This is a genomic window from Symbiopectobacterium purcellii (genome assembly GCF_019797845.1).
GTDB lineage: Bacteria > Pseudomonadota > Gammaproteobacteria > Enterobacterales > Enterobacteriaceae > Symbiopectobacterium > Symbiopectobacterium purcellii.
Window position 1 is genome coordinate 2,909,898 of the sequence record NZ_CP081864.1, and the last position, 16,892, is coordinate 2,926,789.

Annotated in this window: 12 protein-coding genes and 3 pseudogenes; 4 read left to right on the top strand and 11 right to left on the bottom strand. The window is 53.0% G+C overall.

Going from position 1 to position 16,892, the window contains the following annotated elements; all coding sequences use genetic code 11:
- Positions 1-2: 2 nt before the first annotated feature.
- Positions 3-1,219 (bottom strand): annotated as a pseudogene (locus K6K13_RS13765) (efflux RND transporter periplasmic adaptor subunit).
- A 125-nt stretch (positions 1,220-1,344) separates the two neighbouring features.
- On the opposite strand from K6K13_RS13765, the gene K6K13_RS13770 reads away from it, so the two are divergent.
- Both K6K13_RS13770 and K6K13_RS13775 read left to right on the top strand, forming a co-directional pair.
- Complete coding sequence (locus tag K6K13_RS13770; RefSeq protein WP_222157522.1) at positions 1,345-1,959, top strand: TetR/AcrR family transcriptional regulator; 615 nt, start codon at positions 1,345-1,347, stop codon at positions 1,957-1,959.
- Entirely contained in the window at positions 1,949-3,151 is a 1,203-nt protein-coding gene (locus K6K13_RS13775; protein WP_434064577.1) for a multidrug effflux MFS transporter, read from the top strand. Before K6K13_RS13770 ends, K6K13_RS13775 begins: the two co-directional genes overlap by 11 nt.
- A 15-nt stretch (positions 3,152-3,166) precedes the next feature.
- On the opposite strand, the gene fdhE is transcribed toward K6K13_RS13775, so the two are convergent.
- The 4 genes and pseudogenes from fdhE to fdnG form a co-directional block, all read right to left on the bottom strand.
- On the bottom strand, positions 3,167-4,105 hold the full coding sequence (gene fdhE / locus K6K13_RS13780) for a formate dehydrogenase accessory protein FdhE (protein WP_222157523.1): 939 nt from the start codon (positions 4,103-4,105) through the stop codon (positions 3,167-3,169).
- Between the two features lie 21 nt (positions 4,106-4,126).
- On the bottom strand, positions 4,127-4,762 hold the full coding sequence (gene fdoI / locus K6K13_RS13785) for a formate dehydrogenase cytochrome b556 subunit (protein ID WP_222157524.1): 636 nt from the start codon (positions 4,760-4,762) through the stop codon (positions 4,127-4,129).
- Entirely contained in the window at positions 4,749-5,681 is a 933-nt protein-coding gene (gene fdxH, locus K6K13_RS13790) for a formate dehydrogenase subunit beta (protein WP_222157525.1), read from the bottom strand. Before fdxH ends, fdoI begins: the two co-directional genes overlap by 14 nt.
- Positions 5,682-5,693: 12 nt before the next feature.
- Positions 5,694-8,636, bottom strand: a pseudogene (fdnG, locus tag K6K13_RS13795) (formate dehydrogenase-N subunit alpha); the annotation flags it as partial.
- A gap of 75 nt (positions 8,637-8,711) precedes the next feature.
- Between fdnG and K6K13_RS13800 the strand changes: the two are divergent.
- The gene (locus K6K13_RS13800; protein WP_222157526.1) at positions 8,712-9,635 is read left to right on the top strand and encodes an IS5 family transposase; all 924 of its coding nucleotides are present in this window, start codon (positions 8,712-8,714) and stop codon (positions 9,633-9,635) included.
- Positions 9,636-9,690: 55 nt separating this feature from the next.
- On the opposite strand, the pseudogene K6K13_RS23460 reads toward K6K13_RS13800, so the two are convergent.
- From K6K13_RS23460 to hutW, 6 genes and pseudogenes are all read right to left on the bottom strand, one after another.
- A pseudogene (locus tag K6K13_RS23460) lies at positions 9,691-9,801 on the bottom strand (hypothetical protein); the annotation flags it as partial.
- Between the two features lie 464 nt (positions 9,802-10,265).
- Complete coding sequence (locus K6K13_RS13805) at positions 10,266-11,012, bottom strand: glutamine amidotransferase (protein ID WP_222157527.1); 747 nt, start codon at positions 11,010-11,012, stop codon at positions 10,266-10,268.
- A 95-nt stretch (positions 11,013-11,107) separates the two neighbouring features.
- Positions 11,108-11,590 carry a YlaC family protein gene (locus tag K6K13_RS13810; protein ID WP_222157528.1) on the bottom strand — a complete coding sequence of 161 codons (483 nt, stop codon included), beginning with the start codon at positions 11,588-11,590 and terminating at the stop codon, positions 11,108-11,110.
- Between the two features lie 267 nt (positions 11,591-11,857).
- Positions 11,858-12,490: an SDR family oxidoreductase gene (locus K6K13_RS13815; protein ID WP_222157529.1), complete on the bottom strand. Its 633-nt coding sequence runs from the start codon at positions 12,488-12,490 to the stop codon at positions 11,858-11,860.
- The gene (gene hutX, locus K6K13_RS13820) at positions 12,487-12,981 is read right to left on the bottom strand and encodes a heme utilization cystosolic carrier protein HutX (RefSeq protein WP_222157530.1); all 495 of its coding nucleotides are present in this window, start codon (positions 12,979-12,981) and stop codon (positions 12,487-12,489) included. Before hutX ends, K6K13_RS13815 begins: the two co-directional genes overlap by 4 nt.
- Positions 12,982-12,993: 12 nt before the next feature.
- Positions 12,994-14,310, bottom strand: a complete 1,317-nt coding sequence (gene hutW / locus K6K13_RS13825; RefSeq protein ID WP_222157531.1) for a heme anaerobic degradation radical SAM methyltransferase ChuW/HutW — start codon at positions 14,308-14,310, stop codon at positions 12,994-12,996.
- A gap of 416 nt (positions 14,311-14,726) precedes the next feature.
- On the opposite strand from hutW, the gene K6K13_RS13830 reads away from it, so the two are divergent.
- The gene (locus K6K13_RS13830; RefSeq protein WP_222157532.1) at positions 14,727-16,892 is read left to right on the top strand and encodes a TonB-dependent receptor plug domain-containing protein; all 2,166 of its coding nucleotides are present in this window, start codon (positions 14,727-14,729) and stop codon (positions 16,890-16,892) included.

The following is a 16,892-nucleotide window of genomic DNA, read 5'->3' on the forward strand; positions in this document are numbered from 1 at the left end:
GGTTACCGAGCCTCCTTCACAGCAGTGGGGCTAGGTGCAGAGGATATTTCCGTGTTGACTTCGATGGGGCTCACTCGTGCGCCGGCAGTCACTTTATCCGTACCCTCGATAATGACACGATCGCCAGCCTGTAGACCTTGAGTTACCCGCCAACGACTATCGATAGCACGTTCAGTGACCACTGTGCGTGCTTGGACACGCTGCTCGTCATCAACCACCAACGCCGTTGCATTTCCCTTGGCATCACGGGTTATGCCTTGCTGGGGCACCATGATCGCCTGAGGATCGAATCCCTGAACCACACGGGCCCGCACATACATACCCGGCAGCAGTACCTTCTGCGGATTAGGAAACTCGGCACGCAATGTCACACTGCCCGTGGAGGTATCCACCGCCACTTCAGTAAGCTTTAACATCCCAGTCCGATCGTAGGTCGAACCATCCTCCAACGTTAACGATACAGGCATCGTAGTGGCATGATTGCTCTGTGCCAGAGCCAGCCGTTGCTGGCTCGACTGGGTTAAATCGACATAGACAGGATCGAGCTGGCGTATCGTCGCCAATGCAGTGGTTTGGCCTGCTGTCACTAATGCGCCCGGCGTTACCGTTGAGATACCAATGCGGCCGGCGATCGGTGCCTTGATTTGCGTATACCCTAAGTTGATGCGAGCCGTGTTCAGTGCGGCTTGCTTCTCAGCCACGCTGGCGACAGCGGCATCATAACTGCTCTGTGCATCATCAGCATCCTGCTGTGAGACACCCTCGACTTTCACCAACCGCGCATAACGCTCTGCTTTCAACCGTGTTGATTTCACACTGGCTTGTGCGTTCTTCAACGTCGCGACCGCTTCGTCATAAGCGGCCTGATAGGGAGCGGGATCCACCTGGTACAGCACCTGCCCAGCACTGACGTCGCGACCGCTTCGTCATAAGCGGCCTGATAGGGAGCGGGATCCACCTGGTACAGCACCTGCCCAGCACTGACGTCGCCCCCCTCCGTAAACAGCCTCTTGTGGATAATACCGTCCACCTGCGGACGCACGTCAGAAATCATCGCCGCCGTCACTCGACCGGTTAATTCGCTACTCAGAGAGAGCGGTTCGGTTTTTAACGTCATCACCGTTACTGCTGTCTCTGGCGATACCTGCGTCGATTGCCCAACGTCATTACAACCACTTACCAGCAATACCATTACTAAAACAAAGTGCTTACTTTGCATGAAATCATGCCCTATAATTGAGAATGAACGTTCATTCTCAATATTAAATAAACCGAGGCCGTCCTGTTGCAAGGTTTGTGTTAGGTTTTTGTAAAACACCCTATCCAAACGTTAAAGGGGAGCATATGCAGGAAAAAATGAACAAAGAAGAGCGCACCGAGTACCGCCGCAACCAAATCATTGCCGCAGCCCGCATATGCTTTCGTCGATCCGGATTCCATGGTGCAGGCATGACGGAAATCGCCAAGCATGCAGAACTGAGCGTGGGGCAAATCTATCGTTATTTCACCAATAAAGATGCCGTCATTGAAGCAATAGTTCGGGATATCACCCATCAGAAACTGCAGTTCATGCTATTAGGGGCCAGCCATGTACACCCTGCTGCGATGGCCGCCAAAGCACTTTCTTTGCGCAAGCCCCCCGACCTTACTCCCCGCATGGAGGAGGATCATGCGCTCATGCTGGAAGTCACTGCGGAAGCAACACGAAACCCACGCGTTGCAGAGATCTTGCAGGAAGCCGACAGCCGGCTATTTCCACAGGCATGCACGCTAATGGCTCGCGATTTTCCCCATTTCACGCCAGAGCAGATTGCGGCCAGAGTGGAAGTCATGGCAACACTCTGTGAAGGGACGGCATTCCGTTCGGTTCTGCAAACACCAGCCTCACCTGAGCTGTTGCACCACCTCTATCAACAACTGTTACAACTGACGTTCTCTGACAATGAAAATGATGAATAAAACGCCTACATCGTCCCTGACAGGTACCTCCCGTTTAAGCTACGCCATCGTCCTCGGGCTACTGGCCGCGCTCGGCCCACTATGTACCGATCTTTATCTGCCCGCACTGCCTTCACTGGGTAATGAATTTTCTGCTTCCACAGCTACGGTACAACTCAGTCTGACCGCCGGTTTAATTGGTCTGGGTGCAGGACAACTCATTTTTGGTCCTCTGAGTGATACGCAAGGACGCAGACGCCCTCTGCTTATCTCTCTGATTATCCTTTTGTTAGCATCGCTATGGTGTGCATTTGCACCGGATATCCCCCAACTGATTGCAGCCCGCTTTCTTCAAGGCGCTGCCGGGGCTGGGGGGGCCGTGTTATCACGGGCTATCGCACGCGATCTTTACAGCGGCTACGAACTGACACGTTTTTTTGCGCTATTGATGCTGATCAATGGTCTTGCACCTATTCTCGCCCCCGTTATGGGAGGTGTTTTACTACAAACGATGGACTGGCGCGGCATCTTTCTTGCGCTTTCAGCGATCGCGATTGTGTTGTTGGCGCTTTCTACCTGGCGGTTGAAAGAAACGCTGCCACCAGAGCGTCGAATCACAGGGGGCACAGGCAAACTCCTACAGTCCATCGGCACCTTGCTAACCCAACGGGAATTTATGGGATTATGTTTGACACAAGCGTTCGTAGGCGCAGGCCTATTCGCCTATATTGGTGCATCGCCGTTCGTCTTTCAGGAGATTTATCAGCTGAGTCCGCAAGCATTCAGCTTATGTTTTGCGATTAACGGTGTAGGAATGGTTATTGCTGCGCAGATCGCCGCTTATCTGAGTCGCAAGCGAGGCGAAGTAGCGGTACTGAAAATAGCATTGCACATTGCCGTGGCAGCCGCCTTGATATTGCTGATAGTCTGCGCGTTACGCGCGCCGCTGCCCATCATTATGCTGCCGCTGTTTGTCACGATGGCAATGATTGGGCTGATTGGCCCTTGCGCCTCAACGCTGGCCATGCAGGGGCAAGGTCATCTGGCTGGCAGCGCATCAGCCTTGATTGGCATGAGCATGTTTATGCTGGGTGCCATTAGTACCCCATTAACCGGTATCCATGGCACCTCAGCATTGTCGATGGCATTCGCGATCTTCATCTGCTATGTACTGGCAGGCACTGCATTTACGTTTGTGCACCGCGCCCGCTAACAGTACCCACTAGCATCAATCCGCCGTGGTGTACTCAGGAAACAGGAACGGGTTGATGCTGCTGCGAGAGAATCCCTCTTCTTCCATTTTGATATCCAGTACCAGTGAGGCGAGATCGTCTGCTACCGCTTCGACACGATGATCTTTCTCCTGATACAGCAGCTTGATATAGGTGCCGCAATCACCGCAGCCTTCTGCCTTGATGGCTGACTCTTCACTGTCCAACGACCAATAGTTAAGGTTGCCCGTTGCCTCGCAGTTACTGCATTTCACGCGCACCATGTGCCATTCACTTTCGCACAGGTTGCAGTGCAGATAACGCAAACCGCTGGTGGTCCCAAGTTGTACTACGCCATAAACAGGAATGCCGCCACACACCGGGCAGAACTGACGGTGTTCACCCACTTCGGCTTTCGCTTTACCCGGCAGTTGCGTCGCCATCTGTGCCCAATAGAGGGAGAGGGCGGCCCAGATAAACGGGGCTTTATCGTTATCTTCGCCGTTAAACTGGTGTGCCAACAGGCTGTCGGCCAGTGTTTCCCACTCCTGCTCCGGCATTTTCTTCAGATTTTCCAACGTAATAAGCACCTGACCGTTGGCGGCAGGCATTAACTCTTCGATTAACGCATGCAGCAGCGTATGCCAGTGCGTATCACGCGGGAACACGCTGGCATCCAGCGGTGGGCGATTGTTCTGCTGCGCCTGTACCAACACATCGGTCAAATCGACGAGCAACGGATGATCGTGCAGCACCTTCTGCTGTGCCTCAACCATGGCAGCAGCAAAATTCAGGTAATCGCTGAGCGCATGATCAGCCGCCAATTGGCGCAGACGCTCTGCACGGCTGCTGTACAGGCTCTTTAAATTCGCGAACAGCAACGGCGGGATCACGCCCACCGTTGATGATTTTTCATTATTTTCCAACTGTTCCTGAGGGACAATGCGAATACTCATCCGGGTGATTTATCCTGTTGTTTACGGTTGTTTTTCTTGTTGTTTTCGTTGAATCTCTCGATACCAGCGTGGATGATGCTTCTTCGCCCACGCCGCAGGTACCCAGCCTTCTACCATAGCAGTAATTGTTCCTTTCACCCATAGCGCCGCATACACATGCACCATGATGACCAGGATCAGACCAACGGCCGCCAGCGAGTGTACCAGCAGAGCCAAACGGATCACCGGGATAGGAAACGCTGGAGCAAAGTAGGGACGCCACATCACAATCCCACTCGCCAACAGCAGCACCAGGCAAATGATGGTCAACCAGAACACACTCTTTTGCCCGAAATTATACCGACCTGTGTCACCGACTTCCTGATTTCTGGCAATTTTGTGGATGTTTTTGGCCCATTCAATGTCATCACGCTGGATCAGGTTGTGTTTCCAGTAGCGCAGGAACATCAGCAAGAAGGCCACAAACATCACCACGCCAACAAACGGATGCAGTATACGCGCCAGTTGTGGCGTACCGAGAATATGCAGCAACCAGTTCAGCGAAGGGAACAAAAACCCTAACCCGCTTATCGCGGCAAACACGAAGCAGAATGCCACAATCCAATGATTAATGCGCTCAGGCGCGCTATAGCGCTGAATGCGATTACTCTTTTTCATGCTGTTTACCCTCATGCTGTGCGGTGGTCGCCTCATCCTTTACCTCGTCCTCATCGTCCTCTTCGTCGACCCGATTGGGCCCAACGCCCACATAGTGGAAGACGCTGGCGGCAAAGGTCGCCGCAAAGCCAATCGCGGCGAGCGGTTTCCAAATCCCCTTCCAGAAGGTCACTGTGGGGCTGATGGCCGGGTTATCCGGTAAACCATGATAGAGCTGCGGCCTGTCAGCATGGTGCAGCACGTACATCACATGGGTGCCCCCCACCCCTGCCGGATCGTACAGCCCGGCATTGTCGTAACCGCGCTCTTTAAGATCGACCACGCGTTCCGCGGCCAGGGTTTTCATATCGTCTTTGGTACCAAAATGAATAGCGCCCGTCGGACAGGTTTTAACACAGGCTGGCTCCTGCCCTACGGCCACGCGATCGACGCACAGCGTGCATTTGTAAACGCGGTTATCGTCTTTATTCAACCGCGGCACATCAAACGGACAACCCGCGATACAATAGCCGCAGCCGATACACTGTTCAGACTGAAAATCAACGATACCGTTGGCATACTGAATAATCGCCCCCTCTGCCGGGCAGGCCTTCAGGCAACCCGGATCCGCACAGTGCATACAGCCATCTTTACGGATCAGCCACTCCAGCTTGCCGTTTTCCTCAATTTCCGAAAACCGCATCACCGTCCAGGATTTAGCCGTTAGGTCGATAGGGTTGTCATAAACACCAATGTTGTGGCCTACCTCATCGCGAATATCGTTCCATTCGGAGCAGGCGACCTGGCAGGCCTTACAGCCGATGCAGGTAGTGACGTCGATAAGCTTCGCGACTTCTGCCTGATGGTCGCGAGCCTGCGGCGGCGGGGTGAACGCGCTGGTCGCTGAGCGACGAATAACATCTTGTGATTGCATTGCCATGTGCTGTCTCCCTTACGCCTTTTCCACGTTGACCAGAAAAGCCTTGTATTCCGGGGTTTGGCTATTGGCGTCCCCCACATGTGGCGTAAGAATATTTGCCATATACCCTTTACGCGTGGTGCCCTCAAACCCCCAGTGGCAGGGAATACCGATGGTTTCGACCGTTTGCCCGGCTACCGTCAACGTGCGAATACGCTTGGTCACTACCGCTTTGGCTTTAATAAAGCCGCGCTTGCTGCTGACCTTCACCGTATCGCCCACACGAATCCCCTTCTGCTGCGCCAACCCTTCGCCAATTTCAACAAACTGCTCGGGCTGCGCAATCGCATTCAGACGCGCGTGTTTGGTCCAGTGGCGGAACAGCTCAGTGAGCGAATAGGTGGTCGCGACATAAGGAAACTCGTCCGGTGTTCCCATACGCTGACGGTCAACGTCAAACAGGCGCATGGCCGGGTTGTGCATCACGTTGGCATGTAACGGGTTCTGTTTTAACGGCGATTCGACAGGCTCGTAATGTTCTGGGAACGGGCCATCGACCATCTTGGTCATGGCAAACAACCGTCCTAACCCCTCCTGATTCATGATAAAGGGACCAACACCGCTGTTTGGTGCCGCCGCGCTGTAATCCGCCACATCACTGCCCGTCCAACGTTTTCCATCCCAGCGCACCACTTCTCGTTTCGGATCCCACGGTTGTCCGCTTTCATCCGCTGAGGCGCGGTTGTAGAGAATGCGACGATTCTGCGGCCATGCCCAAGACCAACCGGGCGTATTGCCCAGACCGGAATCCGCATTGTCTCGATTGGCCATCTGGTTACCCTTCTCCGTCCAGCTTCCGGCGTAAACCCAGCAGAAACTGGCGGTAGTGCCGTCATCACGCATTTGGGCGAAACTGTCGAGCAGTTGGCCTTTTTTCAGAATCTGCTTGCCCTGATCGTCAAAAACATCCTCCAGCGCATAGCCGTTAGCCTCTTTCGCCACTTCCTCCGGTGTAGGATCCTCCGGGTCCGCGTAGTTCCAGGTCATGTTTAACAGCGGCTCTGGATTGGCTCCCCCTTCTTTGGCATACATCTCACGCAGGCGCAGTAGAATACCGGAGAGAATAACCCCATCGTGCAAGGCCTCACCCGGAGGCTGTGCACCGGCAAAATGCCATTGCAGCCAGCGGCCGGAGTTGACGATAGAACCGTTTTCTTCAGCAAAACAGCTCGACGGCAAACGAAACACTTCGGTCTGAATCTGGGCGGGGTCCACATCGTTCAGTTCGCCGTGATTTTGCCAAAAGTTACTGGTTTCGGTCGCCAACGGATCGATAATCACCAGAAACTTGAGTTTCTTTAGCGCCTCACGGGCCTGATTGGAATCGGCAAAGGCCGCCATCGGGTTAAAGCCCTGCGCAATATAACCGTTCACCTTGCCCGCCAGCATCAGGCGCGAATAGCTGAGCGCGTCATAGCTCTTGTCCCACTTCGGCAGCCAGTCAAAGCCCCAGTCGTTTTCCTTCTGTGCCTTATCGCCATACAGGCTCTTCATCAAGCTGATAAAAAATTTGGGCGTGTTCTTCCAATAATTGACCTGATCCGCCAGCAGCGCTTTGGGGGTGATTTCATTTAAATACTGTTGCAGCGTGGTCTGCTTTTCTGAGGGCAAGTCCATGTAGCCGGGCAAGCGCAGCGACAGCAGCCCAAGATCGGTATACCCCTGAATGTTGGAGTGTCCGCGCAGCGCATTCACCCCGCCCCCCGCCATGCCAATATTGCCTAATAACAGCTGGATCATGGCGGCCGTGCGGATCATCTGTGCGCCGGTGGTATGTTGCGTCCAGCCTAGAGCGTAGAGAACCGTGGCGGTTTTATCGGGTACCGCCGTGGTAGCCAGCAGTTCACAAATTTTGATGAAATCGTCAAGCGGTGTACCGCACACCTCAGTGACCAATTGTGGCGTGTAACGACTGACGTGCTGTTTCAGTTGCTGCCATACGCTACGCGGATGCGTCAGCGTCATATCGCGCTTGGCGAAGCCGTTTTCATCCAGTTCATAGTTCCAGGTGGTGTTGTCGTATTTACTGTCTTTCTCGCTGTAACCGCTAAACAGGCCGTCGGTAAAGGCAAAATCCTCCCGCACCAGCAAACTGGCGTTGGTGTAGGACAACACGTATTGATGCTGGATTTTATCTTGCGTGATCAGATAATTGACCACGCCTAACAGGAAAGTGATATCCGAACCGGCCCGGATCGGCGAATACATGTCAGCGACGGCTGCGGTACGATTAAAGCGCGGGTCGACCACCACCATGCGAGCGCCGTTTTTCACCTTGGCCTCAATCGCCCATTTGAATCCCACCGGGTGCGCTTCTGCCGGGTTACCGCCCATCACCAGAATCACATTGGCGTTTTTAATATCAACCCAGCTATTGGTCATCGCGCCACGGCCAAAGGTCGCCCCCAACGCGGCAACCGTCGGCCCATGGCATAAACGCGCCTGCGTATCCATCCCCAGCATGCCAAGCGAACGGGCGAAACGGTAATCCAATGCGCCGGTTTCATTGCTGGCCGCCGAAGAGCACAACATCCCGGTAGTGAGCCAACGGTTAACCGTGACACCTGCGCTGTTCTTTTCCACGAAGTTTGCATCGCGATCCGCCTTCATCAAACGCGCAATGCGATCGAAGGCGTCATTCCAACTGATGGGCACCCACTTATCAGAACCTGGCGCGCGATACTCTGGCAGTTTCAGGCGTTGGTCACTGTGGATAAAGTCAATCAGCCCTGCCCCTTTTGGGCATAAAGAGCCGCGGCTTACCGGATGATCCGGATCGCCTTCGATATGAAAGATAGAAGCAATCGCATTTTTGGCGCCGTCGCCACGGCTGTACATCAAAATGCCGCATCCAACGGAGCAATAGGTACAGTTGTTTCTTGTCTCTCTGGCACGCAACAGTTTGTATTGTCGGGTGGCTTTGTTGAATAAATAGAACTTTTAGGTGAGCATCTGCTCAGATCACTACCGTCATTTCAACATCTGCACCCCATGGCAAAGCAAAAATTTAAAATCACCAACTGGTCTACGTACAACAAAGCTCTCAAGCTGCGCGGGTCTCTGACAATATGGCTGGATGAGTCGTCCGTTTCTGCATGGACGGAGAAAACAACGCCTGAACGGCGTGGCCGGCCGCGTCACTACTCAGATATGGCTATCACCACTGTTCTGATGATGAAACGCGTGTTTGGCCTTTCGCTAAGGGCTTTACAGGGCTTCGTTGACTCCATTTTTAAACTGATGGGGCTGCCGCTAAGATGCCCAGACTACTCGCTGCTCAGCAAGCGAGCAAAGACCGTTAAAATCAGCATAAAAACGCCGACCCGTGGTGAAATCTCCCATCTGGTCATTGACGCAACCGGCCTGAAGGTCTTTGGCGAAGGCGAATGGAAAGTCCGGCAGCATGGTGCAGAAAGACGGCGGGTGTGGCGTAAGCTGCATCTGGCCACAGACAGTGTGACGCATGAAATTATCTGTGCTGATTTGTCACTCAGCGGCACGACTGATGCTCAGGCTCTACCGGGCCTGATAAACCAGACCCACCGGAAAATCAGGGAAGCGTCGGCTGACGGCGCTTACGATACCCGCTACTGTCATGATGTGCTGCTGAGGAAGAGGATAAGGCCTCTTATTCCTCCACGACGTGGTTCGCAATATTGGCCAGACCGATACCATGAGCGTAATCACGCGGTTGCGGATCAGCGTCTAAGCGGCAGTAACGATGTCTGGAAAAAGAAAGTGGGCTATCATAGACGCTCAGTGGCTGAAACAGCGATATTCCGGTTCAAAACGCTTCTGGGCGATCATCTAAGTCTACGTGACTATGATGCGCAGGTAGGTGAGGCAATGGCGATGGTCAAAGCGCTTAACAAAATGACGCTGTTAGGCATGCCGAACAGCATCCGGATCGCATAACAATCGATCTGCTAGGGGAGCTGTAGTCACAAGTTCTGATTTATTCAACAAAGCCTTGTCGGGTTTCTGCGAATGCCGTGGCGGGAGAGAAACCCAATGCGGTGACCGTGGCTCCCGCCATGCCGCCCGCACATATTCTAAAGAATTGTCTTCTGCTGACTTGCATAAAAACTCCTAAGCCCACATTGCTCAAAAATTGGTGGCGCAAATAGCATTTCGTTTTAATTAATAAATAAGATAGAACCGGATTGGGGATAAAACCATATACTTATTAAGTATTATGCATTGAAATATAAAAACCGCAAACCATTATCAATCCGACAACAAAAAAGACACATAACTGCACAATAAATCACCAAACCCAGTATCAGATCACAATTAATGATAATAATTATCAATACCATCGCAGCGGTTTTTTTATCTTTATATAAATATTTACATATCGAATTTGCGAAAAAATAAGAACGTTCAAGATAAAAAAAACCAAAAAATAATAATTAATTACCGGTTTCTATTAATCTCTTATTGAACGTTAGCGACAGGAAATGCAATTACATCTCACGGGGGAGGATATTGATTAAATAAACGGGCTGGATTATTGCAACCCGTTATTATACAGATCGTTGCCTGTTAAGCCGCGGGGATAAAGTTTGCCGGGTGATCCTCAATCTGAGCCACAAAGTCGAGCAAGAGTCGACGCGCCCAGAGTGGCTCCTGCCCCCGTTGGAGCAACCGATCAACATCATGCCCAGCGGCCCGTAATGCGTTGGCACTGTTACGCACGCACTGCGTCATGATCGCGGCGGTAAATTCCGGGTGGAACTGCACCGAAAGTGCATGGGGGCCATAGCGTAACATCTGGCAGCCATCCTGGTCGGAATAGGCCAGCACCTGAGCCCCCGGAGGCGGAATCAGTACCGATTGCTGATGTGTCAAATAAGCGTCAAAGTGTGCAGGATAATCGCGCAGCAACGGGTCGTTCACGCCCTGCGCTGTCAGCGTCACCTTTTTTAGCCCAATTTCTTTGCCCTTGGGATTATCGGCAACCAGTCCGCCAAGCACATCCGCCAACAGTTGATGTCCATAACACACGCCCAGCAAGGGCAGTTGCGCATGGAACGCCTCACGCAGCCAGGCCGCCGTTGACTCGCTCCAGTCTAACCGGTCGGTTACCATCGACCAGGAGCCGCTGACCACCGCCCCGGCTACCGCATCAGGAAGGGGTAAGCGTTCTCCCCGTTCCGGCCGAATCACCAGCAGCTCACGCGGCTCTGCTGCCAGCGCCGCACTAAACCAGAGACGTTGTTCACCCACCACCTGGGCAATCGGCTGCGGCGGCACGCCCATTTGAATAATCAATAACGGCTTTTTATCCATGTTATGCTTACCTGCTTCTCAATACGCGGACGTTACCGCTATTCCTTTTGAACCCTACCATGCCGCCTAAACCCTGTCACGAGACGGGCATCTGGTCACACCGCCGAACCCTGTGACTTCAGATACACCAGCGCATACACATCAAAAAAAGTCACTTTCCCCTTGGTCTGCTGGATCTGCGCTACGCCTTGCTTCACCTCGGGGGTAACCCCGGTACTCGATTGAATTTGTGCATACGCCTGTTGAGAAATGCTGCGCTTATTAAACCACTCGCCGTTATAGCAGACGCGCAAATCCATCTGGTCAATATCGTCAAAGTGGTAACGAGGGCTCACATGGCAGGAAAGCCCCAGTGACACGCCCAGCACAAACAGCGTGAACCCCACCACATAGCCGCTACCGAAATAATCGGCAAACCCCAAAATCAATAACACCGGGAGGTAGCACAGTAACATGCCGCCGAAAAGATAGGGGTGTTTACGGATAAAGCCGGGATTAAAGCGGATTTTGTTATCGCGCTTCTCTTTACGATTAAGCTGTTCGATGTCATTACTCAGAATACGTTTAATCTCATCCATCGGGATACTTCCTCTCCTCACCGCCGGATTCGTCGTATCGACGCGCACCATGCTACGCCGTTGTTTATCAGTATAGACGTACTGGCGTTAACGAAAAAATCACATTCCGTCCAGACAGTAAACCGACAGTGTGATGCCCAAAAACATGACGGCAAGGCGAAAGGGATAAGGTGGTTTTGCCAAAGAGAAAGTGGTTTATCGAGAGATAAACATTGCGTGCGTCGCCACAGCGGCACACGCAATAAAAACAGTGAAGAGACGGCGAAACTAGCGCACCGCAGGCATTTCAAGCTCGGGATCGATCAGGTTGTAGATCTGATTGCCAAATACGGGTTGCAGCAGCAATTTTTCCAACGCAAATGCCACATCCTGACGTGAGATAAGCCCCAATGTTGCGGGCCCTTGCGTCAGTTGGCCATTATGCGTTGCCACCACATCCAACAGCCCACCAGGACGAACGATGGCGTAATCGAGCGAGCTGCTTTGTAACCAGCATTCCGCCAGCGATTTCTCTCTCACCGCCAGACCAAAAGCGGCTTTCGCCCGCGCGGAGAGCAGCGGCCACCCCTCACCGCATCCCAGTGAGGTCACCAGCAGCATACGTTTCAGGCCAGCCTGTTCTGCGCCATCAATGAGTGTGCGGTGTCCCAGATAGTTCACCGAACCGCCACCCAGCGTGGAAACAACAACCGCATCCGGCCCTGCGGCCTGACAGGCTTGGGCAACCACCTCAGGCTCACAAGCATCACCCTCGACCACGGTTACGCCCTGCTCACGGCACTGTCTGGCCTGTTCACTGTCGCGCAACACCAGAATAACCGACTGGTTGCACGCCAGTGCACGTTGCAGCAGGCACGCGCCAACGCCGCTGCCCGCACCGAACAGCAACCAAGGCGTCACGCTGCCACCGCCCGCAGTTCATCCGCCAGCAGACGGAACGCAATAACCTGATGCGCCAACAGTTGACGGTGATCGTCACGGCCAAGGAAAATTTTGAACATGGCATCACCTGCCGCATTGAAAAACACCACGGAAGCGGTATCCATCCCCATAAACTTACGCTCGATAAGCGCAATGTGCTCGCAGCGAGTAGCACGGATGTGGCCACTCAGCCCATTTTTGCCACGCAGGTTAAAATAGCCGTGACGATGCGTGCCTGTTGGCAATACGCTCTTGAACTCCAGAATGGCATCCGCCGTGTGACTGATGAGCGTTACCTCACCCCACTGGGTAATGGTGTCCCACACGCGATCGAACTGATCCCCCGCCACCAGCGTACGCTGCGCGTCCGGCAATGCGTCGGTAACCGCAAACAGGCTGGTCTGGTATTGTTCCGCGATCGCCTCTAAGGTGCCATCCGGATTTGTCGCCAATAATTCTTGTAACGTCATTATCTTCTTCCCTTAATGAGGCAATGATTCCCCAGCATTGAACTGAGGGATAAGCTGTTGTAGCGCCTGCATCAGATTATTTGCCCAGAAACGTCCATCGTTGGTCAACCGCAGGCAGGTTGACGCATCGCGGATTAACCCGGCTTCATGCCACTGACGCAGCAAGGGTGTCAGCACATCTGCCTGTGGTGTCAACAGCGGCAGGGCGACACGGCCAACTTCAATACCGGCTTGCAAACGGTGCTGCCAGACACCGGCTTTGCTGGCGGGTGTCATCATCGCGATCGGCTTCTCTCCGTTATCCAGCTTCGCGTAGTAGCGTTCCAAATCGCGTTCCATCATGTACGCCTGGCCGTTAACGTTACCGCCCGCCCCGCTCCCCATAGCCAGGCAGTCAGCACCTTGTTTAATAAGCAAATTGTAGAGATTGCGTTCCCGGGTGGTTTTTGCCCAATGGCTGTTGCTCAACTGATGCCAGCCAGCATTAGCCAGAAAATCGGCCCCGGTGTGATAAAAATCGCGCCGTTCCATCACCTCCGGCAACGTCACGCGCTGGTTCTCTGCCGCTTTTGCCAACGGGGTGGTCGGTAACAGGTTCAACGCATAAAGATCGACATCGTCCAGCGGCAGATCGCTGACAATCGCTAAATCTTCACGCCAACTTTCCGCTGTTTGTCCCGGTAAACCGAACATCAAATCACACACCACGGCAGCCTTATCGCGGCTACACAGGTTTTCCAAAAAGTGGATAAGTTGCTGGCGGTCAAACAGGCGCGCCATGCGTTGGCGTATCCGGCTATCAAAGGTTTGAACACCGATGGAGAAGCGGTTTGCTCCAGCCTCCAGGCAGGCATCAATGCGCTCGTCATCAAACCCGGCGCTGCGGCCCTCAACGGTTATTTCGCAGTCGGGAGCCAGCGGCAAAGAGGTGCGGATGGCCCGAATAATCTGTGACAGCTCGTCAGCGGACAGCGCCGTCGGCGTGCCGCCGCCAAAATAGACCGCATGAATGGGGGCAGACTGATGCAGCGGGCTTTCCGCTTCCAGCGCCAACTCTTGTAGCAGATAGCGGGTATAGGCGGCGGTGCTGTCATCGCGCAGCTTGTTCTGATAAAAGCCGCAAAAGGTACAGTGCGTGGCACAGAAAGGGATGTGTAAATAGAGCAGACGCTTACGCGCCGGTACCGTTTGCTGACGCAACGTTTGCCAGCTTGCAGCAATCTGCTCTGGAGAAAGCGGTACATGATTACGCCAAGGCATCGCCATCTTCCGTGCGGCGAACGGTTGCTCGCCGGGCTGGGCGTAATACGGCGTTAAATCAATGTTCATCTCTTCTTTCATCCTTTCCACTTCTACCACGGTGAAAAGATTAGATGATAACTATTTGTATTTAGCAACACGCCCTAACGTGAATTGCGGACCAAACCGAAACGCGGCTTAAGACTTGCAATTGCATTAACGCATTTTTCGCTTTTTTGTAAAAAACCTTGCTAGCAACAAAGAAAAAATAACAATAAAAATCAATGCATTGAAAATTAAAGTTAATGAGTTTGTTATATCAATGATAAATACCCTCACTTCATTAAGTTTGCTTAATTTAATTTAATACATAAAAAGCAAGTATTTATTAAAAATAATTCATGACTCGCATCACATAAATATAAAAATATTTTGATCAAATGTTTCATTTGAAATACAACAATTCGCAATGCAAATGAGAATTGTTTATCTTTCGGGAATAACAGATGAAAAAAATAATGACGCACACCGCGGTATGTTTACTGCCGCTTATTTATGGCAATACCTCGCTGGCTGCCGGGCAGGACGACGAAATCACGGTCATCAGCGACGGGCGCACCGAACAGAATCTGTGGGAAAGTCCGGTCAGCATGCAGGTTATCGACAGTGAGAAACTGAGCCGATTTACCGGCGATCAGATGGCGGAAGCGCTTCGGGATATTCCCGGCGTGGATATTGTCGACAACTCGTTGGCCGGGCGTAAGCAGATTCGTATTCGTGGCGAAGAAGCCTCGCGTGTGTTGGTGCTTATCGACGGGCAGGAAGTGACTTATCAGCGCGCCGGGCCCAATTACAGCCTGGGCCTGTTGATCGATCCGTCTTATGTCGAGCGCGTGGAAGTGGTGAAAGGGCCGCACTCGGTGCTGTACGGCTCACAGGCTATTGGTGGGATTATCAATTTTATCACCCGTAAAGGCGGAGACTCGCCCATCGGTGGCAAAATCAAGGTGATGTATGACAGCGCGACCGCAGGCTGGCAACAATCAGCGATCGCTTACGGCTCGCTGAGGGATTTTGAATACCGCCTCAGCGGCAGCTACAGCGATCAGGGTAATCGCAGCACGCCGGATGGTCGCCTGCCTGGCACCGATTTCCGTAACAACAGCCAATCCGCCTGGTTGGGTTATCGCCTTGGCCAACACAAGTTCGGGCTATCCTTAGACCGCTATAAAGTCAGCACCCAAACCTACAACAATTCCAACGACTATGACAGCTTCAGCGTACGTATTCCCAATTTGGAACGCGATAAGATCGGTCTGTTCTACGACTGGAACGTCGGCAACAGCCTGCTGAAAAAAGTGCATCTGGATGCCTATCGGCAAAACATCAAGCGGGAGTTCCGCAATGATTTGGTACAGAGCGGCGTTGATTACAGCTACCAAGGCTGGGCAATGACCGATTCAGTGATGACGTTGAAAACCGGCACCAACGATAAGCAGATTAGTGATGGCATCACGGTGCAAACCGATCTCACCCCCTGGGATAATCATCTGCTGATTGTTGGTGGGCAGTGGTCACGCGATGATGTTAAACAAACTGCATCCACTAACGTCACTATTGGCAAGACAATCAGTTTCTTTGGCAGCCCGTATAACATCAATATCAACCCCAACATCAATTCTGACGCCCACTGGCAACAAACGCACTGGTCACTGTTCGCACAGGATGAGTGGAAAATCACGCCGGACTGGACCTGGACCTTGGGCGCTCGCCAATATTGGGTTGAATCACTCTCTTATGGCAGCACCAGTAATGGCACCGTCACCCGTTATGGCTTCCCTGCCATGACCGGCGTAAACGGCAGTGTTATTACCAACAGCGCTAAGGCAAGCCAGCGCGAACACGACAGCACCACGGTGACCGCCACCACGCTGCGCTATTCGGGCTTTACCAATACACAGCTACGTGCCTCTTACGCACAAGGCTATGTCTACCCCACCTTGACCCATAAGTTCTACGACACCAGCGCAGGCGGCAGCATCACGTACGGTAACCCGAATCTGAAAGCAGAGCGTTCGGACAACTATGAACTGGGCGCTCGCTATAAAAATGCAGAGTGGTTGCTGGACGGGGCCGTGTATCACTCACGCGCTAAAGATTACATCACCACGCTCAACTGTGCGGGCAGCGCTGCCTGCGCTGGCAGCACCGATGCCAACAGCCGCTATTACGCTAACGCTAACAGTGCGAAGACCTACGGGCTGGAACTGCATGCGGAATATCTGGGCTGGACAGTGTCCCCTTATGTCACCGGAAATGTGATTCGCCGTGAGCTGGAATTGGAAAACCGCAGCACCTTCGACACTGGCGAACCGGCACTGACCGGGCGCGTTGGCGTGAAACATGTCGCTCTGTTTAACCTGTTCTCATTGGAGTCAGATGCCTTCCTGCGTGCAGCAACGCGTGCCAAAGACAGCACCGCCGATCAGGTAACCCAGCATGCTGGCTGGGCGACGGCCAATCTGGCATTTACCGCCACCTTCGGCAAGGATGACCAGTATCAGGTGAACTGGGCATTGAACAACCTGCTGGACAAACGCTACACCACCGCGCATGAAGGCATTCCGGCCTCCGGGTTCAGCACGGTGATTGGCGCCTCCATGGCATTCTGA

Bases quoted from the DNA above. Each gene is read 5' to 3' on its own strand.
- fdhE (WP_222157523.1), bottom strand. From the start codon at position 4,105: ATGAGTATTCGCATTGTCCCTCAGGAACAGTTGGAAAATAATGAAAAA.
- fdxH (WP_222157525.1), bottom strand. From the start codon at position 5,681: ATGGCAATGCAATCACAAGATGTTATTCGTCGCTCAGCGACCAGCGCG.
- fdoI (WP_222157524.1), bottom strand. From the start codon at position 4,762: ATGAAAAAGAGTAATCGCATTCAGCGCTATAGCGCGCCTGAGCGCATT.
- K6K13_RS13830 (WP_222157532.1), top strand. From the start codon at position 14,727: ATGAAAAAAATAATGACGCACACCGCGGTATGTTTACTGCCGCTTATT.
- hutW (WP_222157531.1), bottom strand. From the start codon at position 14,310: ATGAACATTGATTTAACGCCGTATTACGCCCAGCCCGGCGAGCAACCG.
- K6K13_RS13775 (WP_434064577.1), top strand. From the start codon at position 1,949: ATGATGAATAAAACGCCTACATCGTCCCTGACAGGTACCTCCCGTTTA.
- hutX (WP_222157530.1), bottom strand. From the start codon at position 12,981: ATGACGTTACAAGAATTATTGGCGACAAATCCGGATGGCACCTTAGAG.
- K6K13_RS13805 (WP_222157527.1), bottom strand. From the start codon at position 11,012: ATGGATAAAAAGCCGTTATTGATTATTCAAATGGGCGTGCCGCCGCAG.
- K6K13_RS13770 (WP_222157522.1), top strand. From the start codon at position 1,345: ATGCAGGAAAAAATGAACAAAGAAGAGCGCACCGAGTACCGCCGCAAC.
- K6K13_RS13810 (WP_222157528.1), bottom strand. From the start codon at position 11,590: ATGGATGAGATTAAACGTATTCTGAGTAATGACATCGAACAGCTTAAT.
- K6K13_RS13800 (WP_222157526.1), top strand. From the start codon at position 8,712: ATGGCAAAGCAAAAATTTAAAATCACCAACTGGTCTACGTACAACAAA.